Raw genomic sequence first — 25,697 nt, 5'->3', positions numbered from 1 at the left:
CTGCCACTTTATTAATCGTTAACAGGGGCGCATTAACGACGATCCAGAATTTGCTTGCACGGTCTGTGACTGTCCACGCAGGCGCAACAGCCAGCCTTCCGTGGCAGCATTGCGGCCCAAACCGCACCTAAAATACCATTATTCGCCAATGATTTGCCCAATTTCCGCCACGTTCAAGGAGCAAAAGGGATCAATGGTAAAGCCCACCCTAATGCTGGGGTGTTCCAAAAAGGGACCGGCTGGAAAGGTTGATGACTATGAAACGAGATACACGGAAAACACGTCTGGATTACCGAGACCTGCTTCTGCTTTCTCGCAGCTTTGCGAAACAGGAAGACGGCAGCATAACGATCTTTGCCTGCTTCATGATCTTCTGCATGGTTCTGATCGGGGGCATCGGCGTCGATATGATGCGTCACGAGATGGAGCGCACCCGCATTCAGGCGGTGTCTGACCGCGCTGTGCTTGCCGCTGCCGACCTTGACCAGGAACTGGATCCCGATGCGGTGGTGCGCGACTATTTCGCAAAGTCCGGCATGGAAGACTATGTGTCGAGTGTGAGCGTCGACCAGGGTATCAACTTCCGCAAGGTGACTGTCGAGGCCGACATGAACATGAACACACAGTTCATGGATTTCCTCGGCGTTGACTCCCTGACAGTGCCCGGTCTGTCGACGGCTGAAGAAAAAATCGAGAAAGTCGAAATTTCGATGGTGCTCGATATTTCGGGCTCAATGCGCGAGAACAACAAGATGCAGAACCTGCGCAACGCCGCGGGCGAGTTCATTGACGCTGTGCTGACACCAGAAAACCGTGATCTGATCTCGATCTCTGTGGTGCCCTACACCGCGCAGGTCAACGTGGGCGAAGACATTGTGGACGAGATGAATGTGAACCAGGTGCATGACTGGTCCTTCTGCGTCGATTTCGCCGATACGGACTTCAGCACCACCTCGGTTCGTTTCGGAAATGCTGGCGCTCCATATGAGCATATGCAGCATTTCGAGACCGGTTGGAGCTGGAACGGACGCAACAACGGATCCGATAACATCACCAATCCCACCTGCCCCAACGAGCCATACGAAGAAGTCACATCCTTCTCCCAAAACGCTGCTGCGCTCAAAGGTCAGATCAACCAGTTTCAGCCGCGGTCCAACACGTCCATCCATCTGGGCATGAAGTGGGGCGTTGCGATGCTGGATCCGTCCTGGCAGTCATTCAACCAGGTTTTGCCGGGTGTGCCTGCTGTGTTCCGCAATCGTCCGGCACCGTATCCACCTGTAGACAAACCAAGCTCGGCCGACACGCTCAAGACGATCATTCTGATGACGGATGGTCAGAACGTGGATACAAACCGCATCGGGCCACAGGTCTACGCTAACTACAACCACCGCCTGCACTGGAGCAACTACCCGCTCGACTGGTACCTGGATAGATACGTCCGCTCGAGTGATCACTACTTCTGGAGAACAACCAAATACACCGCGTCGCAGGCCGATTATCTGCTCGCAAACGTATGTTCCGCCGCAAAAGCCAAGAAAATCGTGATCTGGTCGATCGGCTTTGAGGTAACTGACCACGGTGCCAACGTGATGCGCAACTGCGCCTCTTCACCCAGTCACTTCTTCCGGGTCGAAGGCATCGAAATCACCGATGCGTTCCAGTCAATCGCGCGTCAACTTAACCAGCTGAGGCTCACACAATGATACGGTCCATCCAGAAAAGACTGCGGCTCTTTCGCCGCAGCGAGGACGGCTCGGCAATACTGATCGAATTCTGTATTTTCGTGCCACTGCTTTTCGGAGCGTTCCTGATGTCGGTCGAAATGGGCATCTACTCCATGCGCCAGATGTATCTGGACCGGGGCCTCGACATCGCCGTGCGCCACGTCCGACTGACCACGAACGTCGATCACAAGCATGACGACATCAAGGACCTGATTTGCCTGAACGTGGGTTGGCTGGAAAACTGCAGCGAAACCCTGCGCCTCGAGATGGTCACAGTGGATCCGCGCGCGTTCGCCCAGTTCAACCAGTCCGCAGATTGCGTCGATGTCTCGGCCGACCCTCACCCGCCACGCGGTTTCAACCTTGGTCAGGAAAACCAGATGATGATGCTGCGGGCCTGCGTTCGCTTTGATCCAATCTTCCCGACCACTGGTCTGGGCAAGGAAATGATCGAGGGCGAGGACTCAAGACAGGCGAAAATGATTTCAACCGCCGCCTTTGTTCAGGAGCCAGGATAATGTTCATCAACCGCTTTAAGTCCGCACTGGCCCGGTTTGGCCGGCGCGAGGATGGTACAATCGCCATCGAAGCCATGATCATTATGCCAATGATGTTCTGGACCTTCCTGTCGGTCTTCTCGATCTTCGAGACCTTTCGGAATTACAGCATCCATCAGAAGGCCGCCTATACGATCGGCGATTCCATCTCTCGAGAGACGGCGCCGCTTGATGCCGCCTACATCACCGGATCACTGCAGATGTACGAATATCTGTCGCGCAGTCAGGGCAGGTCGTCGCTCCGCGTGACTTCATTGGTCTATGACCAACCGAACGACCGCTTCCACCGCGACTGGTCCAAGACTGCGGGTTCCGTGCCGGAGTTGTCGAACGAGGACGTGCGCGACTGGTCATACAAACTGCCCGTCATGCCAGACAACGAGCGCATCATGCTGGTGGAGACATGGAGCCGTTACGATCCGCCCTTCGCCACCGGGCTGGAGCAACGCGAGATCAAGAACTTCGTCTTTACCCGCCCGCGTTTCGCCCCCCGTGTCTGCTGGGAGCAATGTGAATAAGCCGACGGGTGAGATACCCGAACGAAATGGCCCGCACCCCAAATGGTGCGGGCCATTTCGTTCGGGTGGTTGCTTTGCGGTATCAGCTAATATTGTCGCGGGTGGCCATCATCGCGGCCAGAATTTCTGACATATATTTGGTCTGCGATCCCGGTGTCATGCCGCCGATGCCGATGCGGCGGCCCAAACGCCACCACAGACCGGGCCGCCAGTGACGGCTGCCAGAGGCTGCGGTTTTCAACAGGAAACCGTTCGAAGGCTTAAAAGCGAAAAAGCCACGGTCCATGCTCTGAATGTCTTTGACCCGTGCGATTACTGTGCCATCCGCATCGCGCAACACCACTGGCGTCAGCTCGATGGTACTGGCGGTGGCACGACGCATGACGTCGGCCATCCAGATTGCACCGACCCCGACCGCAATGAAAAATACCTGCCAATGCGCAGCGGGCGACCGCGTAAGAGCGATGTAGATCAGCATGATCCCCAGAACCGCCAGTGACCCCAAACCCAGTACCCGCCGACCCATCGACGCTCTGACTGTCGCCAGCACCTCGTTCTCGTCTTTAAATTCCACAGATCCGCTCCATTGGTGACCTGCGCGTCCCTACCCCGCGGCACCGAAGGGAGCAAGGCGCAGGATCAACGGTCGGGCTTGCCTTCACGCTTCTTTGTGATGCGCGCCAACTGCTCCTGCAGCTTGTCTGCAAGAGTTGCTCGCTCGGTCTGGGACATCTCTGTGACCAGGGCGACCCACCCGTTCTGGGCCTGCACTTGGAACGCTTCTGCTGTGCTGCGTTGATCGGCCAGGATATCGCGCACCGCATCGGCGTCAAAGGGGGTGCTGCGCAACAGTGTCACCATCTGGTCGTATTGCGCGCGGCGCACGGCACGGTCGGGCAAACCGCCGTCACGTCGGAGACTACGGCCCAGTTCGCGACGCATCTCTCGCGGCAACGCCCGGATATAGGGCGCGCCATAGCTCTGTACGGACGGGCTTCCGCGCCGGTCGGCATGGTTTTCACCGGAAAAGCGCCAAGCGGCACCTGCCGCCAGCCCCAGCACCACAAAATTCAGCGCCAGCGACAAAATCAGCACGGTTTTCACCACACGGCTCATGGGTTGCTTTGGCTTTTGTGCATCCATCTCTCTATCCTTCCTCGATGTCCCAGCCAAAGGCCATCAGTTCGACCCCATCCATGCTATCATCTTCGACGTACACGTTCACGCCCCAGACCTCTCCTGCCACATCCGGCAGGGTGTCGGGTGGCGCAAAACCTAACCAAAAGCCCAGGCAACTTGCCGAGACAAGCCCGCTCAGGGCCGGTGCGCCGCCAAGGGCTGCAAACCAACCGCGCCAGCCTGTGCGCATTGCGTGAGGTGCCGGTTGCAAGGCTGCCGCATCCGCAAGAACCCGCGCCATCAGCGCAACGGGCACCGCAGGCGGCGTTGCACGGGCCTGATCGAAAAGCGCATCAAGCCGGGCTTCTGCGCTGGTATCTTTGGTTTTGCCGTTATCCATCATCTTCATACCCCAATGCCTCGCGCTGTTCTTGCAATGCAAGGCTCAGCGCCCGTTTGCCCCGCGCGGTCAGGCTTTCTACCGCTTCTACGCCTGCGTTCAAAATCTCTGCGATCTCGGGGTTGGTCAGCCCGTCGATATGGCGCAGGACCACCGCTTGCCGCTGCCGGTCGGGCAGATCGTTCAGCGCCCGCTGCAGCGCATCATACCGCGCCGCGTTCTGCATCCGCGCTTCCACGCCGGGTGCGGGATCGGCGGGTTCGTCAATATCGTCCATGCCCGTGCTCCGCCGCTTGCGAAGCCGATCTGTGCATAGATTGGCCACCACACGGTAAAGCCAGGTTGTGACCTTGGCCTCGCCCACACGCCAGTCCGGCGCGATCCGCCAAAGCCGCAACAGCGCCTCTTGCGTCACATCTTCCGCCTCGGCCCCGTCTCCCAAGACCCGCATGGCATGACCATAAAGCCGTGGCGTCAAGCTTTGCGCCAATAGCCGCGCCGCCGCCGCATCGCCATTTGCATAGCGCTGCAGCAGGGCCGCTTCACCGTCGGCGGTCACAGAGGGGATCGGTTCAGACATAAGCCTAGTGGCTAAGCGGGCCGGACGCCCCTGACAAGAGGGTCCGGCCAGAGCCATTAGCCCCGGTCGCCGTCGCGTTTGCCACCCTTGTGGCGTTTGCCGCCATGATCACGGGCCTTTGCAAATTCATCGGCACTGACCGCGCCGTCGTTATCCGCATCAAGACGGTCAAACATCTTTGCCGGATCACGCTTGGCTGAAATCTCCTCAAGAGAGACCTTGCCATCGCCATTCGCATCGACACGCTTCAACATTTTTTCAACGCGTTTGTTGCCGCGTTTGTCCTGCGCAGCCTCAAGTTCGGCAGCTTGCAATGTGCCGTCCTTGTTGGTGTCGAGGCGCTCTACCATCTTGGCTGCGCGTTTGCCGCCACGCTCCTCGGCTGCCGCTGCCAGCTCTTCGGCATCCAGCGCACCATCTTTGTTGGTGTCCATCTGCTCCATCATACGGCCACGGCCTTTACCGCCCTGGCTCTTAAGTTCCTCGGCGCTGAGAAATCCGTCACCGTCCGCATCAACCTGCGCAAAGCGGGCTGCCGCATGGGCCTGAAACTCTTGCGCTGTCAAAGCGCCATTGCCATCTGTGTCGATCTGCCCGAACATTGCTGCGCGGTCGGGACTGTTGCGGCCTGTATCGGCAGAAGCGGCAAAAGCGCCGGTTGCAATCAATCCGCTCAGCAGCAAAATCTGTACATTGGACTTTTTCATTGTCGTTCTCCTGTATGTTCTATCCGTGACCTGTTTTTCCTGGCCACATACCTGTCAAACGGCGGCCCCCCGGCGTTCCGTCGAAAAAAATGACAATGCGCGGCATTTTTTTGCGACATCGCGCCGCAACAGATGCCTGCGCTCTTTATTTTCTGGATCAAAAGGCGCACATCAGCCGCAACCTAGGAGGCGATATGCCCGATAACGTGCAATCTGTCACAGACCCTTTGCAGTCAGACGAGACAACAACCGAACGTCCGCGCTGGGGCGCGATGCTGCGTGGATGGCGCGGAAAGTGCCCCCGGTGCGGGTCCGGTCCCCTTCTGAAAAGCTATCTGAAGGTCAATTACGACTGCGCTGTGTGCCGACAGGAATTTCACCACCATCGTGCCGATGACGGCCCTGCTTATTTGACTATTTTAATCGTCGGGCATCTGATGGCACCGATGTTGCACTGGGTGTTTGTGACGTGGCGGCCCGAACCTTTGACGCTTTTCACCATTTTTGCGGTTGGATGTGTTGGCCTCTCCCTCTACCTTCTGCCCAGACTGAAGGGAGCCATGATCGGCTTTCAATGGGCGCGTGGCATGGGTGGATTCGGCAGCGACAGCTAGCCCTGCCCTTTGGTCGCAGTGCAAAGCAAGAGGGCGACCATGACCATCGACAAAAGCCAGATCCGCAACGCGGCAACAGTGATCGTGCTGCGCGACCGGTTTGAAAGCCCGCGCATTCTTATGGGACAACGCGGGGCCAAAGCGGTCTTTATGCCGAACAAATTCGTGTTTCCGGGCGGTGCTGTCGATGCTGGCGACGCGCATATTCCGCTGGCCGCCCCCTTGCCCGATCTCTGCGCCGAGCGCCTGACCGAAGACGCGGACCCCACGCTGGCCCATGCCATCGCTGTGGCCGCCGTGCGCGAGCTTTGGGAGGAAACCGGCCTGATCCTTGGGCGCAAGGGCACCTGGGATACGCCCCCGCCGCCGGACTGGGAAACTTTTGCCGCCACAGGCCATGTACCCCACGCGGCCCCACTGCAATTCACCTTCCGCGCCCTTACGCCCCCCGGTCGCCCCCGCCGGTTTGACGCGCGGTTCTTTCTGGTCGATGCCGATGACATCGCGACCGACCTGGACGACTTCGACGCCGCCTGCGACGAGCTTTCGCACCTACAATGGGTGCCCCTCTCCGAAGCCCGCAGCTTTGACATGCCCTTCATCACCGAAGTTGTCATGGCCGAAGTCGAAGCCCGCGCACGCGACCGCAATCCCCCCGCCAGCGTTCCCTATTTCAAGAACAACGACGAAGAGAGCCTGTTCTTGCGCCTGCGCGGACGTCCGATGGAGGGGTGAGGATGTGTCTTCGGTCGCGGGACTGACGTCGCCATTGAACCAGAGCCGGCATTCAGACCCGCCTCCGGTGCCGCACTGCGGCTTCCCGAAATCGCTCCGTCATGCTTCGTGCAGCATTCTCGATTGATGAATGTCAGCTGTGCTGAAGATGTAGTTGTTTGAGTCTCCATCTTCGCAGATGCAGCATGCGCGCGTATCTGCGGCGCAGATAACGCTGCGCTTTCACCATTTTCTCACAGTCAATATCCATTGAGCAATTTTGGCAGTATCTTCGCAACCGCCCGTTCGCTGAAGCTTGGAGCAGCAAACGGGACGCAAGCATTGCGGCAATTCGTAAAGCTTAGAGGAACGGCGACTTGCACCGTTCAAGTTCGACACTCCATTTCTGTGCGCTGCAATCTCAATGAGGCGTACGAATATCTGCAGTCGGGCATAAACTGCTGCGTCGAATGATGACGATATTGCGGTCTGTAAACTGTGCCATGGGCCATCACTGCGGTTCTTTTTGGATCGGTTAAGCGTTGATTTTTCAATTATTACCTATTCTCTAGGCTATCCGCGTTATAAATCTCGTTGATTGGCCAAGCATCTCAGGGTTCTTCCCCAACCCTAATTTTCTCCTGATTGAAACTCTGCTATTTCGCCCCCATGAACATCATACTGATTACAGCTGTTATCTCATCGCTCTTTTTGGTGATCGCCGTAGCCGAACCGCTCGCTGCACGGTTGCGGCTGCCTTACAGCGTAATTCTGGCGCTTGTTGGGATACTCATTGGCGCAGGAGCGATCTTTTTCCTGCGCACTGACCTGACGGACGCACTGAACCCGGTCGCGGAGGCCATTCTCGGCTTGCCGATCCGGTCGAACGTATTCCTCTATGTGTTCCTGCCGACGCTACTGTTTCAAGCAACACTGGGAATGAACTTGCGGCGCATGCTGGACGACTGGGTGCCGATTCTGGTGCTTGCAGTAGTGGCTGTCGTCGTTGCCACGTTGAGTGTGGGGTACTCCTTGGCTTGGGCCAGTACCTTGCCGCTTGCCGCTTGCCTCTTGATCGGGGCCATCGTTTCCACCACAGACCCTTCGGCTGTTGTCTCAATTTTTCGCTCGATTTCTGCGCCGCAGCGACTTGCCCGCATCATTGAAGGAGAGAGCCTGTTGAACGATGCCGCAGCAATCGCGCTGTTTGGTTTGTTCATGGGGTTTGTGATGCTTGGCATGCCGGACCCGACGTTGACAGATGCCTTGGGGCAGTTCCCGTTGCTGATCGGCGGCGGTGCAATGGCTGGCTGGTTTACCGCGCGCCTTGCTGTCTGGGTGATGTCGTCTTTTGTCCATTATGAACGCGCGCAGATTTCCGTTTCGGTCGCGCTGCCGTATCTCGTCTATATCGGTGCGGAACAGATAATCGGCGCATCGGGCGTAATTGCAGTTGTCACCGCTGGCCTTACCATGAACCTGACGGGCCCGCGGCGTTTGTCACCCCAGACATGGACAAACCTGAACGAGGTCTGGGTCCTGTTGGCACATTGGGCAGGTGCCTTGATTTTTATTCTGGCCGCCTTGCTCATCCCGCGCCTGCTGGAAGAAGTGAGAACCGAAGATTTTGTTCTGGTCGGTGTCGTTATTTGCGCCGCTGTCTTTGCACGGGCGTTGATTTTGTTCGGATTACTGCCCCTGCTAACGGTGCTACGTCTGTCACCGGAAGTCGAACGCCCTTACCGTGTGGCTATCCTATGGGGCGGACTGCGCGGTGCTGTCACGCTGGCGCTGGCATTGGCTGTCACCGAAAGCATGCTCGTCCCGATCGAGATTAAACGTGTCGTTGGGATTCTTGCGACGGGCTTCACGCTTTTCACGCTTATCGTACAAGGTACCACTCTTAGAACGGTTATCAGACGGCTTGGGTTGGACCGCCTTTCGCCGATAGACGAAGCATTGTCACGGCAGGTGGTCGCTGTCGCCCTGCAAACCGTGCGTGAAGACGTCGAAAAGACAACCGAAAATTACGAATTAACGCGGGAAATTGTCCGTTCCGAAGCCAAAAATTTTGGCGAACGCCTTGATCAAACGGTCCAAGCCGCTGAGGACGGTGCCGAAATCCTTGATCGGGACAGGATTACTTTGGGATTGATTGCTTTGGCGGGGCATGAGCGCGACACCATCCTCGTCAGAATGCGTGAACGCACAATTTCGCAGCGGATGGCCGAACAAGTCCTCTCGGATGCCGACCGACTGATTGAAGGGGCACGATCGGACGGGCGCAACGGTTACCAGCGGGCGGCGCGGCGTAGCGTGTCCTACGGTCGGGGCTTCAAAATCGGCGTCGCGCTACAGCGTCGGCTGCGTTTGTCGGGACCATTGGCCCGAATGACCGCAGACCGTTTTGAGATGTTGTTGTCGCAAAGATTGATCCTGCGAGACCTTGATGCCTTCATCGACAGCCGCATCCGCCGCATCCACGGGCGCCGGGTGGCCGATTTGCTGCACGAACTGCTCGCGCGGCGGGTAGAAGCAATGGAGACCGCATTGGAAGGCCTCCGACTGCAATACCCCGGTTATGCGGAAAAACTCGAACGTCGTTTCATCCGGCGGACCGCGCTGCGCCTTGAGGAGCGTGAATACACCATCATGCGCGAAGACGGGTTGATCGGCGCAGAAGTTTATACATCCCTCATGCAAAGACTGAATGTTCAACGCGCTGCATCCGAGCAACGCCCGACACTCGACATTGCTATTCAACGGTTGGAACTTGTGCAGCGCTTTCCATTGTTTGTCGGGATTGAGGATGCCGCGCTCAAGCAGTTGGGGCGTGCGCTTAAGACAGTTTACGTCAATTCCGGCGAAGTCATCATTGCCAAAGACGGTCCCGCAGACAGCGTCTATTTTATCGCGTCGGGTGCAGTCGAGTTGGAAAGTGCGGGGCAGACATGGCGCCGTGGTGGTGGCGAGATGTTCGGCCAAATGGCAATTCTGACAAAGAAAGCAGTTCGTGCACAGGTCCGCGCGATTGCACCCTCAACACTGCTGGTACTCGACGCCGGACGTTTCCGTCGCTTGCTTGCCCGTAGCCCGGCAATACAGCAAGCCATTCGCGCTAGCGCAAAAGAGCGCGGCGTGGATCCAGACGACCTCATGTCTGATGCGAAAACGTCACCTCAAGAGTTGTGAGCAACGGTCGGGATCGTTGATTCGGCAATCTGGCTTTCGGCAAAATCGCGCAGTACAGCGTCAATTGCGGCAAGATCGCTATCAGAACCAGCGTAAGAGCCTGTCAACAATAGCATTACCATTTGACCTGTTCCACTCTTGGTCCTCTTCTGATCGTTTGGCATATTCCGCTGGCGTCAGACCAGCTAGCCTTTTGTGTGGGCGGTGGTGGGTGAAGTCGATACGCCACGCTGCGATCAGGTTACGGGCAAGGGGCAAACTATCGAACAGTTGACCATTCAGGTATTCGTCACACATCTTGTCGTTTCCGGCTCGAATTCGACGTCAGTTCGGTTCCATTGTCGCTGACAACCAAGCAGGGGCATCCACGCGTTTCAACGATCCGATCCAGTTCACACACAACGCGATGGCCAGACAGAAACGTATCGACGATGGCGGCCAGATATTCGCGGCAAAAGTTGTCGTTAAAGTTTGAAATGCGGGACCGACGGCCCCCGATCGACGGACTATTCAGGGGAGCGGGACAGGATCTATAAGAAGATGTAGCGACAGCCTTGTTCGAAAGGCCAGTCCACAATCTACATTCCGCATTCATAAAAAAAAGTTTAGCGCGTCATCGCGTCGATAGTGTGGGCTTCTCAAGCTCTCTTGCGTGAATGCCCAACACGACCAGCGCAGGCCAGAGCAGATAGGCTTCAATCTCGATATTCTCCCCAAACGACAGCAAGGTGAGGGTCATCATGATGCCCAGCGGCAAGCGCCCTCGAGGCCCCATTGCTGCGTCCCGCATCGCCAGTGCGGTCTGCCAGACAAACGGCACCAAAAACGCCAGAAAACCAACCAAGCCTTTGACAAACAACAAACCGTACCACGTGTGATGACTGCCGATCGGCATGTATTCAACGGCATGGCTACCCGGTTGCACGGTGGCATGGCCAAACCAATATCCATCATTTTGCCAGCGTTCTGTCGCGATGCGTTGCAGGGTTTCGCGCACGCGGGTGCTATCGGCACGCGCGCCTTTAAAGGCGGAGACTGCATCAGTTGCGGTCGTAGCCAGCGCGGTTCCCAGCACCGACATCGAGGCGGTAAAAGCGGCCAGAACCTGCCACGCCCATCCGCGCAGGATAAGGGGCAACAGGCGCGGGCCGATGGTACAGGCGACCAATCCCACCAAACCCATGCGTGATTTGGATGCAAAGATCATGACAACCCCCGCCGCAATCCCGATGCTGCGCCACTTGATGTTCTTCTCTTCCAGCGCGAACAAGACCATGATCGTCCCAAGCAATGCGGCGAACGGCGACCATGGTGCGTAAAATTGCCATCTTGGCGTCCAGCTGGCTGGATCCCATGTGAAAAAGTAGACCGAAAAGTACTCGGGCCCCGGGCCACCAACAGCCTTGAGAGGTGAGGTGAAAATACGTTCCGGCAGGCCGATGTAGGGCGCGGCCAACAAGACCGGCGCGAGGATCAGCGTCCAAAGACCGACAACACATTGCGCGCGGATCAGGGTCTCGCGGCGGATCGGCAGGATGGCTCCGGCCAGTGGGAAGAGTGCCAGAAGCGCCCAGCCCTTTGCCCAGCCGATGGAAGATTTGATTGTCTTGCCCGTTCCCAAACCCCAGTCCAGATGCCCGACCCAGAGGGCAACCAACATCACAAACATGCCAGCCAACCAGCCCCAGATTACGGGCGGGATGCTGCCGGTTGCCTGCATGTCTTCGCGGACGGCGGGCCCAAGATAAAGAACCAAGACAACCAACCCGGCCAATACCCACGCCAAGACGGGACCAACAATATAGAGCGCACCCACGGCATAAAACGGCCAGGTCAGGACGAGCGTGCGGTAAACCAATCGCTCAATCGGGTTCTGGGCAATCATGACGGGCGACCGGGCTTGTTCATCAAGCGAGAGATCAGCGCAATCCGGATCCAACCCATTGCGAGGCTCATCAGGAGCATCAATGTGGCAGCAACACCTGCCATAATAGCAAGCTTGCGGTTTGGCGATGAAGGCTTGGCAGGGAGGGAGGGGTTTTCCAGCACCTGCACCAGTGGATATGAGGCATAAACATCGGATTTGCTGGATTGCGCACGGGCGATGGCGGAGGCGAACAAGGCTTCAGCTACCGAAAAGTCACGCTCGAGATCCTGCATTTTGGCGGCGGCGGGGGCAAATCTGTTCAGCGCCTCTTGGCCGTCTGATTTCTGTGCTTCGAGTGCGGCAAGTTGCTCTGTTGCGCCCGAGACTTCGACCTGCATGCGCACCAATTCGGCCAGTAGATTGGCCCGCGCTCCGTCAGGGGCAAGATCAAAGTCGTTCAATGCCTCCGGCCCAAGCCCTGTGATAGATTGCGCCAGTGACACCGCAGCGGACACAGCTTGGTCTCGCGCTGCCTGAGCGGCCTGGACCTTTGGATGGCGGTTGCCATATCGGGCACTGGCTTCGGTCAGAGCGACTTCGGTGCGGGCGGTTTCGTCGAGCAGTGCGACATAGGCACTATTTGCAAAAAGTTTGAGGGTGGCAGCCGCGATAGCAGCATCCAGACCCAGTTGTGCTTCGAGTGCGGCAGTCGCTGCGGCGCGGTCTTTGAGGTGCGCGCGTTGTTTCAGTATTTCCTCATCCAGTGCCAAATGACGGTCCAGCAGTACATCGTATTGATCGACAGACAGCAGTCCGGTCGCGTTTTTCAACGCTTCAATCCGCGTTCGGGTATCGGCGACAGAGGCGCGATAATCCGAGATGGCTTGCAAACCGCTGTCTTGGCGCGTGTCGACCTCGTCTGCGCGCAGTGCGTCCAGTTCGGTGAAGAATGCGGCAAGAATAGCATCGCCGCGGGCCTGTGCATCCTGGGGCGTGCGACCCGTGGTTTCAAAGTGGATCAGGCTGGTTTGGTCCACCAAACGCACACGCGGCTGGCCCAGTTCGGCTCGTTCAATATTCAACGATGCTGCCGCCGCGTCCACAATACGGTCTGCACCCAACAGGCGCTTATAAGTCTCGGTCGGGCTGACCGCGTTGCTAGCAAAGGCAGAGTTTGCATATGACGTGGCTTGGCCAATCCCGTTCACGTTCATAGACGCAGAAGCGCCAGAGCCGGGCATGATCAGCGATGTGGTCGAGCGGTAGCTGAGGGGTGCTGTCTTGAGATAGCCCAAGAGCGGTGCCCAGATCAGGGTCGCGCCCAGAACCCCCGTTGCTACATAGCGCGGCAAACGCTTGAGATCGCTCAGCTTGCCGCCCATCACGACGCGACGCACCACGCCGCCCTTTGCGGGGCGTGCTTTGGGGCGGAATGGCAAAGTAAGTGTGATCATCGATTGGCTCCTTTACCGATGATCTATCTGTTCGCGCAGGACAAATCATTTGGGCAGAGGGCCACCTGAGCGGCACATTTGGCGCAGGGCCTATCCTTTCGGATAGCTCAGAACAGACCGGCCTCGCGGGCGATCAGGGCCGCTTGGGTCCGGTTCGCCGCACCCACTTTGCGGTAGAGAGTCTTGACGTGAAGTTTGATCGTGGGTTCCGTGATATCAAGATCGCGAGCGATCTCCTTGTTCGATTTGCCCTCGGTCAATCCTTTGAGAACCTGCAATTCGCGGGGGGTCAGCTTTTCGGCCAGCGCATTGGTCGGCTCTTCTTCGACCGCTGTCATGAAATCAATGGGGGCGTATTGCTCGCCCATCGCCATGAACTTGACTGCATTGACCAGCGACTTGGCCGGAAGTGACTTTGGCACGAAACCGGCAGCGCCGGCTTCCAGCGCATCTTCGGCAATCTGGCGTGTCGCTTCGCCAGAGATCAGGGCGACGCGTTGTCCTTCTTTCAGCGCAAGGGCTGTCCGCAGTCCTTCAAGCCCGTTCATACCCGGCATATTGTAATCCAGCAGAATCAGGTCAAACGGATCGTCACGCTCAATCAGGTTGCAGGCTTCTTCGAACGTGCCCGCGCTGGCGGTCTCCATCCGGCCTTCCCCTTCAAGGAACATCACAAGCGTGTCGCGCAGCAGGTCGTGATCGTCAGCTATTAATACTCTCATAACATGTCCTTTGAAGATTGGCACATGCTACCCTCAGATTGTGTTGGTTCAAAGGCGCAAATGATGGGGAAATCGAGTTAGCCCCTCCCCTCCAAAAGGATAGGTCACGGGCCGATGGTGCCAGCATTCAGCACCATTGGGACTGGTGCGTTAACCATCCGTCCCACAAACCTGTCCGCCCGCTCCGTTGCGCCAAGCAGTTGTTTTCGTTGATCACTAGGGCAACAAATCTGATCAACACAGGACTGCTGCCATGTCATATTTCCCTACCTTCGACGGCCCTATAACGCCCGTGAACACGTTGCGTGAAACCTATCTGCCAAGCTTGCGCACGACTTTGGTCGACGCCACAACCGCTGAAACAATCGCGACGCTTTTGGCTCCTGGTCGTCGGCGGGTTAACTTTATGAATGCCCATTGCTTCAACGTGATGGCACGGGACCGTCAGTATGCAGCAGCGGTAAACAGCGCTGACTTTCTACTGCCCGACGGCATTGGTGTCGCCCTCGCAGCCAAGATGACCGGCCAGGATTTGACCGCGAACCTGAACGGAACGGACTTCATTCCCGCTTTGCTGCAGGAGGCTGCCAAACTGGGCAAGTCTGTCTATCTGTTCGGCGGCACCCCGGGCACGGCAGATAAAGCGGCGGAGGCTCTGTTGCACAAGATCCCGGGCCTGCAGATTGCCGGTACGCGCGACGGTTTTGCCCAGGCGCAGAACGATGCCGAGATTATCGCCGACATCAATGTCAGCCGCGCAGACATTGTCTTGGTCGCACTGGGGGTGCCCATGCAAGAGCTTTGGCTGCACCGCAACGCGCCTTATCTGGATGCAGAGCTGACAATGGGCGTAGGCGCAGCGCTCGACTTCTTTGCAGGCAATGTAATGCGCGCGCCGTCAGTGGTCCGCAAGATGAAATGCGAATGGGTCTGGCGTCTGGCGCAAGAGCCACGCCGATTGGCCAAACGCTATTTGCAGGGGAACACCACATTTCTGGCCCGCGCGGCCAAACAAACTGCCGCAGTCTCGACGCCCGCATCTGTTGCGCACCGTATTCTCGACATCACCGTATCCACTGCGGCACTGGTCCTCCTGTCACCAATTCTCGCGCTGACTGCTTTGGCCATCAAAGCAGAAAGCAAGGGGCCCGCCTTGTTCACCCAAACCCGCATTGGCAAAAACGGTCGCCCCTTCACAATGATCAAGTTCCGTTCAATGGTCATCGACGCAGAATCATTGCGCGCTGATGTACTGGCACAATCAGACCGCGAAGGCATCTGTTTCAAGTCAAAGTCTGACCCCCGCATCACCCGCGTTGGCCGCTTCATCCGCCGAACCTCGATCGATGAGCTACCGCAGATTCTGAACGTGCTGCGCGGGCAAATGTCGATCGTCGGACCGCGACCTGCACTGCCTTCCGAGGTGGACGTCTATCCCAAGCATGCCTTCGGGCGCTTGTCCGTCAAACCCGGCATCACTGGTGTCTGGCAGGTCTCGGGACGCGCTGACGTGGGCTTTGACCAGATGATCGAGATGGATCTGGCCTATGCGAACAGCCGCACCCTTCTTCTCGATCTGATCCTCATCGGCATGACATTCCGCGCGGTCCTGAGTGGCCGTGGCGCACATTAACTCCCACCTTGTTCAAGGAACTAAACACATGACACATATCCGCACAGCCGTTTTCCCCGTTGCTGGCATGGGCACCCGCTTTCTCCCTGCAACCAAGTCGATCCCCAAAGAGATGCTGCCGCTCGTCGATCGCCCGTTGATCCAATACGCCGTGGACGAAGCCCGCAAGGCCGGGATCGAGGAATTCATCTTTGTCACTGCGGCAGGTAAGGGCGCGCTGGAAGATTACTTTGACACTGCTGCCGCACTCGAGATGCAGTTGAAAGCCAAAGGCAAAACCGAAGCTTTGGAGGCGCTCGCCCCCACACGAATGCCCGAAGGCGCATTGACCATTCTACGGCAGGCCCAACCACTTGGTCTGGGACATGCGGTGCGCCAAGCCAAACGGTTGGTCGGTGATAACCCGTTTGCCGTTCTCCTTCCCGATGATGTGATCCTGCATGAGACAGGTGCGCTTGCGCAGATGGTCGCGGCGCACCGTACACAGGGCGGGCACATGGTTGCCACGATGGAAGTGCCGCGCGCTGCCGTTTCGTCCTACGGTGTGCTGGATGTGAGCCAGCAAAAGGGCAGACTTGCGCAAGCGCGTGGTCTGGTCGAGAAACCACGCGCCGATGTGGCCCCCTCAACCCAAGCCATCGTAGGGCGCTATATTCTTGAGCCGTCGATATTTGAGCGCCTGGATGCGCTTGGTCCCGGCGCTGGCGGCGAATTGCAACTGACCGATGCGATCAACGCGGATGTGCAAACCGCCGGTGTCACCGGCTACCGATTTGACGGTGAACGTTTCGATTGCGGCTCGGTTCAGGGTTTTGTGCAAGCAACCGCAGCCTTTGCAATGGCTCGTAGTGATCTGGGCGCGGACTTTATGGCGTTTATGGAGGCGCGGAAAAACCATTTGAAAATGGTGGCTTAGCATCTAACCCTATACTTAAGGATAGGTGCCTATCCCGATACCCCAATGCTGTGTGCGGCGGTTTATGGCATGAGTGGCCCAACAGTTTATCAGGAGTATCCTTATGTTTAGCCGTATCCAGACTTTTATCGTCGCATTGGGTTTGGCCCTTGGCCTTGGCACATCCGCCCAAGCAACCGACACAGTTTTGACCTTGACACACAACGGGGAAACGCAAGCCTTTGACCGCGCCGCACTTGAGGCGCTTGGCACCAGGAAAATCGAGACGACGACCATCTGGACCGAAGGCACCAATACGTTTGAAGGTGTCCCGCTGGCACGTCTGGTACAGGAGCTTGGGGCTGAGGACGGGACGCTGCTGGCAACCGCGATCAATGATTATACCGTCGAAATTCCCGTGACTGATGCCGTCGAAGATGGTCCAATTGTCGCCATCACAATGAACGGCGAAGAAATGTCTGTGCGTGACAAAGGCCCGCTTTGGGTGGTCTATCCTTACGATGCAAATGCAGACTACCGCACCGAAGTTATCTATTCGCGCAGCATCTGGCAACTCGACAGGATCGAACTGGTTCAGTAACCCGTGGGGAGGCCCGAAATCACAGGAGATACTGTGCCAAAATCCCGATTCATGCGTCGAAAAACCGGCCAGACAATACTTGTCTTGGCCGGTCTTGTCGTTATGTGCGCCATCGTCTTTCTGACATGGAATGTCAGCCGCGAGATTGAAGAGTTAAGCTCGGCCAGCTCCGATAATGTCCAATGGTCCTTATCCCAGACAGAAGTGGAGTTTCAGGAATTCTCCGGCCGCATCAGGGTCGGTGCCGATCTTGCGAGCATTCGACGGCGGTTCGACATTTTCTATAGTCGGATCAACACGGTATCCCAGGCGCAGGTGTTTGAAGAGCTGCGCGCGGATCAAGAGTTTCTTGCGACGCTGCAACGCATTCAAGATTGGCTCGACACCACAGCCACATTCATTGACGCTGATGATGTGGCACTCACCGGCAGCCTGCCGCGCCTTGCATCGCTTGTGCAAGACATTCGCCCTGATGTGCGCAAACTGTCGAATTCTGGCCTCAAGATTTTTGCGCAGAACGCGGACAGGCAACGCGCGGATGTGGCGCTGACCATGATCGAACTGGCGCTGGCACTGGCCGTGTTGATTGCGGCGCTTGGTATCTCGGTACTGTATCTCGTGCGCATGAACGAAAAAATGCGCCGTCAGGAACGAGCCCGCCGCCAGACGGGAGCGCGGATGAACACGGTGATCAATACATCGCTCGACGGTGTTATCATCAGCGACGACGCCGGCCATATCATTGAGTTCAGCCCCGCCGCCGAAGAGATATTCGGCCACCGCGCCGAAGATGTGGTCGGACGTGAGTTGGGGGCAATAATCGTGCCTGACCATATGCGTGCCGGACACGAAGCCGGCATGGAGCGGATGCGCAAAGGCGGCGAGAAACGCGTAGTTGGGAAAGGGCGTGTGCAGCTTGAAGCCAAGCGCAGTGACGGATCCATCTTCCCTGTGGAACTCGCCATTCAATCGGCCGTGACCGAAGAGGGTGATATTTTCATCGCCTTCCTGCGCGACATCACCCAGCAAAAAGCCGATGAGGCCGAGCTGGTCGACGCCCGCGACAAGGCCATTGCAGGTGAGAAAAGCAGATCGGATTTTCTGGCTACCATGAGCCACGAAATTCGCACGCCTCTGAATGGCTTGCTGGGCAACCTTAGCCTGCTGCGGGACACCACGCTGTCTGGCAAACAAGACACTTACATGCGCAATATGGAAACATCGGGGCGCCTGTTGCTCAGCCATGTCTCTGACGTGCTGGACATCACGCGCTACGATTCAGGTAAGGTCAGCGTGAACCTTGAACCGATGAACGTGTCCGACCTGTTGCAAGACATTATCGATAGCCAAAGCGGCATGGCCTCCACCCAGGAAACCACACTTGATTGGGGATGGGATGGACCTGCACAGCATTGGATCACATCGGACTGCGAACGTCTGCAGCATGTCCTGATGAACCTCATCGGGAATGCGGTTAAGTTCACCAAACGCGGCCGGGTGTCTGTCACCGCCAGTTGGCACAAAGGCGAGATGACGTTTGAAATTGAAGATACAGGGGCGGGCATACCGGAGGATCTACAGGACCGCATTTTCGATGACTTTGTCACCGGCAATGCCGCCTATGACCGCGATGTCGGCGGCACCGGTTTGGGGCTTAGCATTGCTAAGCGGTTTGTTGATATGCTGGGCGGCGAGATTATGGTGGCAAGCGAGATTGGTGTGGGCAGTACCTTTCGCGTCGCGATCCCCGCCAAGGCTGCCGAAGCTGCACCAGAACCGGGCAATCTTATAGAGCGACGCGCCGTGATGGCCCCGCTGCGCGTGCTGGTTGTCGAAGATAACGAAATCAACAGATTTGTCGTGCGCGAGATGCTGCAAGCCGACGGGCATGAGGTGAGCGAAGCCCATGATGGCCAGCAGGGTGTCGATAAAGCTGCGGTCGATAAGTTCGACCTTATCTTGATGGATATTAGCATGCCTGTGCTGGACGGGCGCAGCGCCACACGCCAGATCAGGCAGGGGAACGGGGCGTCCCGCAATGCGCGTATCGTGGCGCTGACTGCAAATGTGATGCCGTCAGAGCGTGATGATTTTCTGGCACAGGGGATGGACGGCGTTTTGACCAAACCGCTGAGAAAATCAGATCTTCTGGCGGTACTTGGGAAGGAGGGCGCTACAACTCCGGCAGAAACACCTGTCCTGATCGATCATGCGCATAACGCGGAAACATATGAAGTTATCGGTGCCGAAAACTATCCGAAGTTGTTGGCCCGGTATAGCGCGGAAGCCGAGACGCTGATTGAATGGCTTCAAGGTGATGCGCGTTTGGATCGCAACGACATTGCAGCCGAAACACATAAGATCGCAGGCAACGCCGCCCTGTTCGGGGCAACCGCGTTCCGTGATGCGTTGGTGTTGATCGAACGTTCCGCGAAAGCTGGAGAGGACGCTGCTGTGATGGCCGCAATTGCCACGCTTCCGGACATCTGGAAGCGCAGCAAGAAAGCATTAGCCGAAGTGCCGCTCAAGGAATAAAGGCAACCGCGCCCAGCACCCGTCCGATTTCGGCGATGTTTGTGACTGTACTGTCATAGCAGGCCATTGCATCGCCGGGCAGCAGATAGGGGTCAAAATCATCACGGTCCGCACGGCGCAGCAGGTCTTCGATATCACGCTCAATCACCACCGATACGCCCGTCATCGGGTTGCGTGAAAACAGCACCGCGGAGCGATCTGCGCTGGTTGAGCGTGATCCGCCCACACAGTTAGCGTCGATCACTGCCTGCATGTAGCGCGAGCCATAAGGCACCTGGCGCACAGTCTGTCCAACGGCGGAGGCAGCATTGTTTTGTGCAGGCTGCGTGAGATTGGACAGGAACAGGCTGATACCCGGCGGGCTGATCGGGCTGGGCCGCATCAGATCATCCTGAAAACACCGACGGCTGGGCACGCGCACCTCGTCACCGGTCAGCAGCATGATGTCGACGGTATTTCTTCCCTCGAACACGCCACGCATGTCGAGGCGATAGGTCTGGCCCCCGCGACGCACTTCGACCGCTGAGATATCCGCATCGGGGCGCACACCACCTGCCGCACGCAAGGCGGCAGACAGATTGCGCCCTTCGGTCGAGGCACCCGAAGCCACTTGGCGCAGGCTGTCGACGGTATCGCCGCGCACGCCGCCGATTTCGACGGCGTGGGGCTCGAACACGGCACCCGATACCCCGATCGAGACAGAGGCGAAATCAGCGGCGCGCACAGATATGCGTGGCGGGACTTGGTAAAAATCGTCGGCGAGCAGCGCCCTTGCGATGTCCGCTTCAACCTGATCTGTACTGCGCCCTTGGGCGCGGATCGGTGGCAGGAACGGCAATTTAAGCATCCCGTCCCGCGACACGACATAGCTGCCGTTGAAGGTTTCGTCCTCGGCGATGCGCACATCCAGCAGATCGTTGCGCGACAACCGTTCGCCGCGCAGGACACTGGATGCAATGCTGGAGCCTTTGCCAGCAGAGCCCCCAAGGGGCAGACATTTCTGCGCATTCATAGCTTCTGACCTTAGCAGGTCAGCATTCGCGCGGGTCACGTCAGGTTCCCGGTATTGCGCCTGATAGCCGTTCCCTTGCGCCACAGGCTCAAGATTGTCGGGCGTATCAAAGCTGGCGCAGGCACTTGTCATCAACAAGGCTGCGAAGGTGCCACTCAAGGTCGGTTTGCCAGACATAAGGCCTCCAGAAACGGGTTGAGCATACCTTACGCGTATGAAGTGCAACGTGCCACGGTGCATGCGGTCAGAACACTATCCTGATGGATAGGGTGTGTTCCATTTGCGCAAGGGACCTGTCCCGTAGCGCGCGGGACGACAAAGGTTGTGCTGCGGTAGTGTTGGTTGAAATCAACGAAAGCGCAAACGATGCCTATCTCGCAAACAAGCAAATCTCTCGCCACTAACCTGATGGCTTACGGTGCATCAGAAGTGGCCACCAAGGCATCACGCCTTCTGGTGGTGATTGCTGTAGCCCGCACACTTGATCTGACACAGATCGGGATCGCAGCATCCGCGATGGCCGCGGGCGATATGCTCAAGGCACTTACAGAAAACGGTGTGGGCCAGCGGATCATCGCGGCAAGCGACGATATGCTTGAGGCGACATGCACTGCCGCACGCCGCATCTTCTGGGCCTGGTGCCTCGGTCTCTTTGTGCTTCAGGCGTTGATCGCCGGGGGGTTGTTCCTGTCTGGCGGCAGCGCGATGCTGTCCGGTTTGATCCTGCTGATGGGTCTTGAGTATCTCTTTATGCCAGCGGGTTTGGTGCAGGTCGCGCTGGCTATGCGGGCAGGTAAGCTCCGCCAGACGGCGGCCATCGGCGGCACGCAAGTGGTCGGTGCAAATCTGCTCTCGATCCTGCTGGTCCTGATCTATCCCTCCGCCGTTGCGCTCATTCTGCCGCGCGTGTTGTCCGCGCCGATCTGGTTGTTTGCGGTACGTGCCCTGCATCCGTGGTCGCCCAAGGCGAGCATCACACCCGCGCCATTGCGTCCGTTCATCGACTATGGCTGGGCCGTTCTGGGTATCGAAGTGGTCAAAGTTCTGCGCTTGCAGGGCGACAAGATCGTGGTCGGCATGACAATGGGGCCTCAAGCGCTTGGCCTATACTTCATGGCGTTCAACGCGGGCCTTAGTCTCTCCAACGCATTCGCCACCGCTTTCTCCACCGTGTTGTTCCCGCATCTCAGCCAGTCATACGATCCAGCCGCCGCCATGCGCCAGAGCGTGATTGTCGGACTGGCGCTGATTGCGCCTGTTGTGATCCTGCAATCCGTGCTTGCACCTTTTTATGTACCTGTCCTGCTGGGGGATGGCTGGGAAGACGTGGCACCGCTCGTCTCCATCCTTTGCCTTGTTACGATCCCCACGACCCTTTGGGCGACCGCCGCAGGATGGCTGCGCGTCGCGGGCAAACCGCAAATTGAGTTGTGGATGACTGCAGCTCTTGCGCTTGCTGTCCTTGCCGGCACTGTTTTGCTTGCTCCTTTCGGACTGTTCACGATGGCTGTTGGCTACCTTGCGGTCACCGGCGGGCTGATGATCCTCGGTGCCTTTGCGACCCTCCACACTCATATCTTTCCCTCCTACCCACAGGTGCAGTCATGACCGACTTCTCAATTATCATTCCATGCTACAATGCGGCCCTTACCCTTCAGGCGACGTTGAACAGCATACAGGCCCAGACCTGTAGCGATTGGGAGGTCATCTGTGTTGATGACGGATCAACCGACGCAACGCTGGACATGCTGCATGCCGCAAGCGCCCAAGACCCGCGCATCCGCGTGCACCGCAATACCGGCAAAGGTCCGAGCAGCGCGCGCGACTGCGGTGCGTTGCTCTTTTCCAATAGCGAGATCATCGCGTTTTGTGACGCTGACGACATCTGGGGCCCGGAAAAGCTGAGCGAACTCGCCACCTGTTTTGCCGACCCAAAAATCGACGCCGCCTACGGCAAGATCGCGTTCTTTCAGGACGATCCTGCCTTGGCCACGACCTTTTCGTCTGTCCCGCCCGCCCCGTTAAGCATACCGATGCTCTTGGGTGAAAATCCGGTGTGCACAATGTCCAACATCGCGGTGCGCCGCACTGCATACATACGCACCGGCGGATTTGACGAAACCATGGTGCACAACGAAGACCTTGAATGGCTGATCCGTCTGGTGGGGACCGGCTCACATGTGGTCGCCATTGATAAATGCCAGACATGGTACCGCACATCGCACTTCGGCCTGTCCGCTGATCTGCGTGCCATGCAAAAGGGTCGGGCATGTGCGATCCGGACTGCTGCGAAATATGGACATGCGCCCAGCAATCACTCTGATGCGATCTTCCTACGCTATCTCAGCCGCCGCGCTTTGCGGTTGGGTCAGGGGCGCGCGTTGCCGCTGACCTTTGCCCTTCAGGGCTTTCTTCGCAGTCCTTCCGGTTTCTTCAATGCGCCACGGCGCGGCCTGGCCACGCTTGCCGGTGCACTCTTGGCACCCGTCCTTCCTGCACGCCTCTCCCAACATCTCTTCTCCCGTTAATCCATCACAAAGGAGGCTCTCATGCCCCTCGTTTCCATCGTCGTCCCTGCCTTCAATGTCGCCAAAACGCTGCCTGAAACGCTGGATGCCCTGCTGGCCCAGACGTTTACAGACTACGAGATCATCGTGGTTGACGACGGTTCGACCGATACAACCGCCGCTGTGCTCGAAAAATACGCTGACATCCCGGGCTTCAACGTCATCAGGCAGCGCAATCGCGGACTGGCAGGCGCACGCAACACCGGAATTGCTGCAGCACGCGGGCTTTACATCGGATTTTGTGATGCGGATGATCTGTGGTTGCCTGAAAAGCTGGAACGCCATGTGGCGCATCTGCGTGCGGCGACCAATGTCGGTATCAGCTATTCAGGATCGGCCTTGATTGATGAAACCGGTGCCTCGCTTGGTATGGCGCAGACTCCGCGCCTCAAGAACATCACGCCTGCGCATATCTTCAAACGCAACCCGATTGGTAACGGATCGGCACCGGTTATCCGCAAGGCTGTCTTTGCCGCCATCGCCCACCGTCCTGCATCCGAGCAGACACGCGACTGGTACTTTGACGAGACCTTTCGCCAATCCGAAGATATTGAGTGCTGGCTGCGCATTGCCTTGACCACCGAGTGGACATTCGAGGGTATCGAGGGCGAGTTGACCCAGTACCGTGTTAACGCGGGCGGCCTGTCTGCGGCAACGGATTTGCAGCTGGCCGCATGGGAGCGGATGGTCGCAAAGCTGTCGCTGATTGCACCTGAATTCTTTGCCAGGACGGCCAAGACCGCCCGTGCTTACCAACTGCGCTATCTTGCCCGCCGCGCAATCAGTGACAAAGACACAGGTCGCGCCGTTGATTTGTTGGCGCAGTCTTTCGCGCAATCCTGGAAGCCCGTCTGGGAAGAGCCTCGTAAAACGCTGACCACAATTGCTGCCGCGTTGGTTTTGCGCTTGGCCGGTCCATTGGCGCTGGACGTTATGATGGCCCGTACAGGTTCCAAGACATGAAACACCTTCCTAAAGTCCTACACCTGATTGACGATACCACCGCTGGCGGCGTCATGCGGGTTCTCGATTTTTTACGCTCTGACAGCGCTATGGCGCAGACGGCGGATCACAAGGTCAAATCTGTGAAGCGCGGCACCATCCTGGGCAATCTTGGTCCTGCGGATGTGATCGTTTCGCATCTTGCTGTGTCGTGGCGCAGTCTGCCGGCGCTTGTCGGCCTGCGCGCCAGTCATCCCCGCACGCCCTTGGTCCACGTGGAGCACAGCTATACCGAGGGCTTCATGACGCATAACGTCCCCAGCCATCGCCGATTCAAGACCTTGCTCAAACTGGCCTATTCATTTTTTGACTGGATCGTATGCGTCAGCAATGGTCAGGCAAACTGGATGGTGTCCAACCGTTTGGTCCACACTGACAAGCTATCCACGATCCAGTCCTGCGTCGATCTAAGTGCGTTCCGTGCCTTGCCCGCACCAACCGGCCCCGCCCGTGTGTTCGGGGCCATCGGACGGCTGGATCATCAAAAAGGGTTCGATACCCTCATCAAGGCCTTTCGCCAATGTTCTGATCCAGACATCCAGTTGCACATCATCGGTGAAGGTGCAGAAGAACCTGCGTTGAAAGCACTGGCGGGAAACGACAGGCGCATCGTTTTTCGAGGGTTTCAGTCTGACCCTGTGACAGCAATAGCGAATGTCGACGTGGTGCTCATGCCCTCGCGTTGGGAGGCCTACGGTCTCGTGGCGGTTGAAGCGCTCGCTGCGGGTCGCAGGTTGCTGTGTCATGACGTCGACGGTCTTAGCGATCATGCGCAGCATGGTGGCGTGATGATGGAAACGGGAAACATCAAGGAACTGAGCGCCCTGATCGCGAGGGAGGCAAAGGATGGTAGTCAGTTGAAGGAGGGGTCAATCGTACGGACCACGCAGCAACTGGAAAACCGGTTTCGCGATTGCTGGCAGTATATGCTGCGTGAGGTTGGCGTATAGCCCAATGGCAATAGGGAAAAACTGGTTTTTCGGAACCCAAAGCTTGAAATATTCAGGTGAATGGCAAAGCAGCGTTTGCTTCGGTTCGACTGTGTCGCCTCTGGGCAATTTCAGAACTTCGAAAGTACGATCAAAGTGTCTTCTCACATGAGCCCGATTGCAGCGTTAGTGTGCTGCCGGATGTAGTCGATGAGTGCACATAACTTTCTACCTTGCTAGTTCGCAGCGTTCTGAGATTATCGCAAACATGACAGGTCGACGAACACCCGCCTGCGACGAGCTCCACATTTAACTTTGCAAGGACAGCGAATGTCCCCTTCCCGCCCTTCTC

23 protein-coding genes and 1 pseudogene are annotated in these 25,697 nt (G+C 57.6%); 14 read left to right on the top strand and 10 right to left on the bottom strand.

What is annotated here, in order from left to right; genetic code table 11:
• The first annotated feature begins 257 nt into the window (after positions 1 to 257).
• The 3 genes from Z945_RS0112010 to Z945_RS0112000 are packed head-to-tail and all read left to right on the top strand — an operon-like array spanning position 258 to position 2,802.
• Complete coding sequence (locus tag Z945_RS0112010) at positions 258 to 1,706, top strand: Tad domain-containing protein (RefSeq protein WP_025052355.1); 1,449 nt, start codon at positions 258 to 260, stop codon at positions 1,704 to 1,706.
• Entirely contained in the window at positions 1,703 to 2,245 is a 543-nt protein-coding gene (locus tag Z945_RS0112005) for a TadE/TadG family type IV pilus assembly protein (RefSeq protein WP_025052354.1), read from the top strand. The genes Z945_RS0112010 and Z945_RS0112005 overlap by 4 nt, the downstream gene beginning before the upstream one ends.
• Complete coding sequence (locus tag Z945_RS0112000) at positions 2,245 to 2,802, top strand: TadE/TadG family type IV pilus assembly protein (RefSeq protein WP_025052353.1); 558 nt, start codon at positions 2,245 to 2,247, stop codon at positions 2,800 to 2,802. Before Z945_RS0112005 ends, Z945_RS0112000 begins: the two co-directional genes overlap by 1 nt.
• Positions 2,803 to 2,884: 82 nt before the next feature.
• Here Z945_RS0112000 and Z945_RS0111995 read toward each other — a convergent pair whose 3' ends face one another.
• From Z945_RS0111995 to Z945_RS0111975, 5 genes are all read right to left on the bottom strand, one after another.
• Positions 2,885 to 3,328: a hypothetical protein gene (locus Z945_RS0111995; protein ID WP_052862699.1), complete on the bottom strand. Its 444-nt coding sequence runs from the start codon at positions 3,326 to 3,328 to the stop codon at positions 2,885 to 2,887.
• A gap of 113 nt (positions 3,329 to 3,441) precedes the next feature.
• Positions 3,442 to 3,945 (bottom strand): periplasmic heavy metal sensor, encoded by a 504-nt coding sequence (locus Z945_RS0111990; protein WP_025052351.1) that lies wholly within the window; start codon positions 3,943 to 3,945, stop codon positions 3,442 to 3,444.
• A gap of 4 nt (positions 3,946 to 3,949) precedes the next feature.
• The gene (locus Z945_RS0111985; protein WP_025052350.1) at positions 3,950 to 4,330 is read right to left on the bottom strand and encodes a hypothetical protein; all 381 of its coding nucleotides are present in this window, start codon (positions 4,328 to 4,330) and stop codon (positions 3,950 to 3,952) included.
• Positions 4,314 to 4,901 (bottom strand): RNA polymerase sigma factor, encoded by a 588-nt coding sequence (locus tag Z945_RS0111980; RefSeq protein WP_025052349.1) that lies wholly within the window; start codon positions 4,899 to 4,901, stop codon positions 4,314 to 4,316. Before Z945_RS0111980 ends, Z945_RS0111985 begins: the two co-directional genes overlap by 17 nt.
• 56 nt (positions 4,902 to 4,957) lie before the next feature.
• Positions 4,958 to 5,608, bottom strand: a complete 651-nt coding sequence (locus Z945_RS0111975; RefSeq protein ID WP_025052348.1) for an EF-hand domain-containing protein — start codon at positions 5,606 to 5,608, stop codon at positions 4,958 to 4,960.
• Between the two features lie 272 nt (positions 5,609 to 5,880).
• Between Z945_RS0111975 and Z945_RS0111970 the strand changes: the two genes are divergently transcribed.
• The 3 genes from Z945_RS0111970 (at position 5,881) to Z945_RS0111960 (ending at position 10,128) form a co-directional block, all read left to right on the top strand.
• Entirely contained in the window at positions 5,881 to 6,222 is a 342-nt protein-coding gene (locus tag Z945_RS0111970; RefSeq protein WP_420911463.1) for a DUF983 domain-containing protein, read from the top strand.
• A 39-nt stretch (positions 6,223 to 6,261) separates the two neighbouring features.
• Positions 6,262 to 6,957, top strand: coding sequence for an NUDIX hydrolase (locus tag Z945_RS0111965; RefSeq protein ID WP_025052346.1), 696 nt, complete (start codon positions 6,262 to 6,264; stop codon positions 6,955 to 6,957).
• A 648-nt stretch (positions 6,958 to 7,605) separates the two neighbouring features.
• A complete protein-coding gene (locus Z945_RS0111960; protein ID WP_025052345.1) occupies positions 7,606 to 10,128 on the top strand; it encodes a cation:proton antiporter in 2,523 nt (840 codons plus the stop codon).
• A gap of 81 nt (positions 10,129 to 10,209) precedes the next feature.
• On the opposite strand, the pseudogene Z945_RS20875 reads toward Z945_RS0111960, so the two are convergent.
• The 4 genes and pseudogenes from Z945_RS20875 to Z945_RS0111940 form a co-directional block, all read right to left on the bottom strand.
• Positions 10,210 to 10,621, bottom strand: a pseudogene (locus Z945_RS20875) (integrase core domain-containing protein); the annotation flags it as partial.
• Between the two features lie 120 nt (positions 10,622 to 10,741).
• Positions 10,742 to 12,013: a capsular biosynthesis protein gene (locus tag Z945_RS0111950; RefSeq protein WP_025052344.1), complete on the bottom strand. Its 1,272-nt coding sequence runs from the start codon at positions 12,011 to 12,013 to the stop codon at positions 10,742 to 10,744.
• Entirely contained in the window at positions 12,010 to 13,449 is a 1,440-nt protein-coding gene (locus tag Z945_RS0111945) for a GumC family protein (RefSeq protein ID WP_025052343.1), read from the bottom strand. Before Z945_RS0111945 ends, Z945_RS0111950 begins: the two co-directional genes overlap by 4 nt.
• Positions 13,450 to 13,556: 107 nt before the next feature.
• Positions 13,557 to 14,171: a response regulator gene (locus Z945_RS0111940; protein ID WP_025052342.1), complete on the bottom strand. Its 615-nt coding sequence runs from the start codon at positions 14,169 to 14,171 to the stop codon at positions 13,557 to 13,559.
• A gap of 253 nt (positions 14,172 to 14,424) precedes the next feature.
• On the opposite strand from Z945_RS0111940, the gene Z945_RS0111935 reads away from it, so the two are divergent.
• From Z945_RS0111935 to Z945_RS0111920, 4 genes are all read left to right on the top strand, one after another.
• Complete coding sequence (locus tag Z945_RS0111935) at positions 14,425 to 15,804, top strand: WecB/TagA/CpsF family glycosyltransferase (RefSeq protein ID WP_025052341.1); 1,380 nt, start codon at positions 14,425 to 14,427, stop codon at positions 15,802 to 15,804.
• Between the two features lie 28 nt (positions 15,805 to 15,832).
• A complete protein-coding gene (locus tag Z945_RS0111930) occupies positions 15,833 to 16,720 on the top strand; it encodes a UTP--glucose-1-phosphate uridylyltransferase (protein ID WP_025052340.1) in 888 nt (295 codons plus the stop codon).
• A 103-nt stretch (positions 16,721 to 16,823) separates the two neighbouring features.
• Positions 16,824 to 17,300: a putative pterin-binding protein gene (locus Z945_RS0111925; RefSeq protein ID WP_025052339.1), complete on the top strand. Its 477-nt coding sequence runs from the start codon at positions 16,824 to 16,826 to the stop codon at positions 17,298 to 17,300.
• 33 nt (positions 17,301 to 17,333) lie between these two features.
• On the top strand, positions 17,334 to 19,835 hold the full coding sequence (locus Z945_RS0111920) for an ATP-binding protein (RefSeq protein WP_152541116.1): 2,502 nt from the start codon (positions 17,334 to 17,336) through the stop codon (positions 19,833 to 19,835).
• On the opposite strand, the gene Z945_RS0111915 is transcribed toward Z945_RS0111920, so the two are convergent.
• Positions 19,825 to 21,024 (bottom strand): polysaccharide biosynthesis/export family protein, encoded by a 1,200-nt coding sequence (locus Z945_RS0111915; RefSeq protein WP_025052337.1) that lies wholly within the window; start codon positions 21,022 to 21,024, stop codon positions 19,825 to 19,827. The two genes, Z945_RS0111920 and Z945_RS0111915, sit on opposite strands and share 11 nt — an antisense overlap.
• Positions 21,025 to 21,213: 189 nt before the next feature.
• On the opposite strand from Z945_RS0111915, the gene Z945_RS0111910 reads away from it, so the two are divergent.
• From Z945_RS0111910 to Z945_RS0111895, 4 genes are read left to right on the top strand one after another with little or no spacing between them, the layout of a single operon-like run.
• A complete protein-coding gene (locus Z945_RS0111910; RefSeq protein WP_025052336.1) occupies positions 21,214 to 22,455 on the top strand; it encodes an oligosaccharide flippase family protein in 1,242 nt (413 codons plus the stop codon).
• Positions 22,452 to 23,375: a glycosyltransferase family 2 protein gene (locus Z945_RS0111905; protein WP_025052335.1), complete on the top strand. Its 924-nt coding sequence runs from the start codon at positions 22,452 to 22,454 to the stop codon at positions 23,373 to 23,375. Before Z945_RS0111910 ends, Z945_RS0111905 begins: the two co-directional genes overlap by 4 nt.
• 21 nt (positions 23,376 to 23,396) lie before the next feature.
• Entirely contained in the window at positions 23,397 to 24,377 is a 981-nt protein-coding gene (locus Z945_RS0111900; RefSeq protein WP_025052334.1) for a glycosyltransferase family 2 protein, read from the top strand.
• Complete coding sequence (locus tag Z945_RS0111895; RefSeq protein ID WP_025052333.1) at positions 24,374 to 25,366, top strand: glycosyltransferase; 993 nt, start codon at positions 24,374 to 24,376, stop codon at positions 25,364 to 25,366. The genes Z945_RS0111900 and Z945_RS0111895 overlap by 4 nt, the downstream gene beginning before the upstream one ends.
• The last annotated feature ends 331 nt before the right edge of the window (positions 25,367 to 25,697 follow it).

Source organism: Sulfitobacter noctilucae (assembly GCF_000622365.1).
GTDB lineage: Bacteria > Pseudomonadota > Alphaproteobacteria > Rhodobacterales > Rhodobacteraceae > Sulfitobacter > Sulfitobacter noctilucae.
This window is presented reverse-complemented; position numbering and strand designations above follow the sequence as displayed.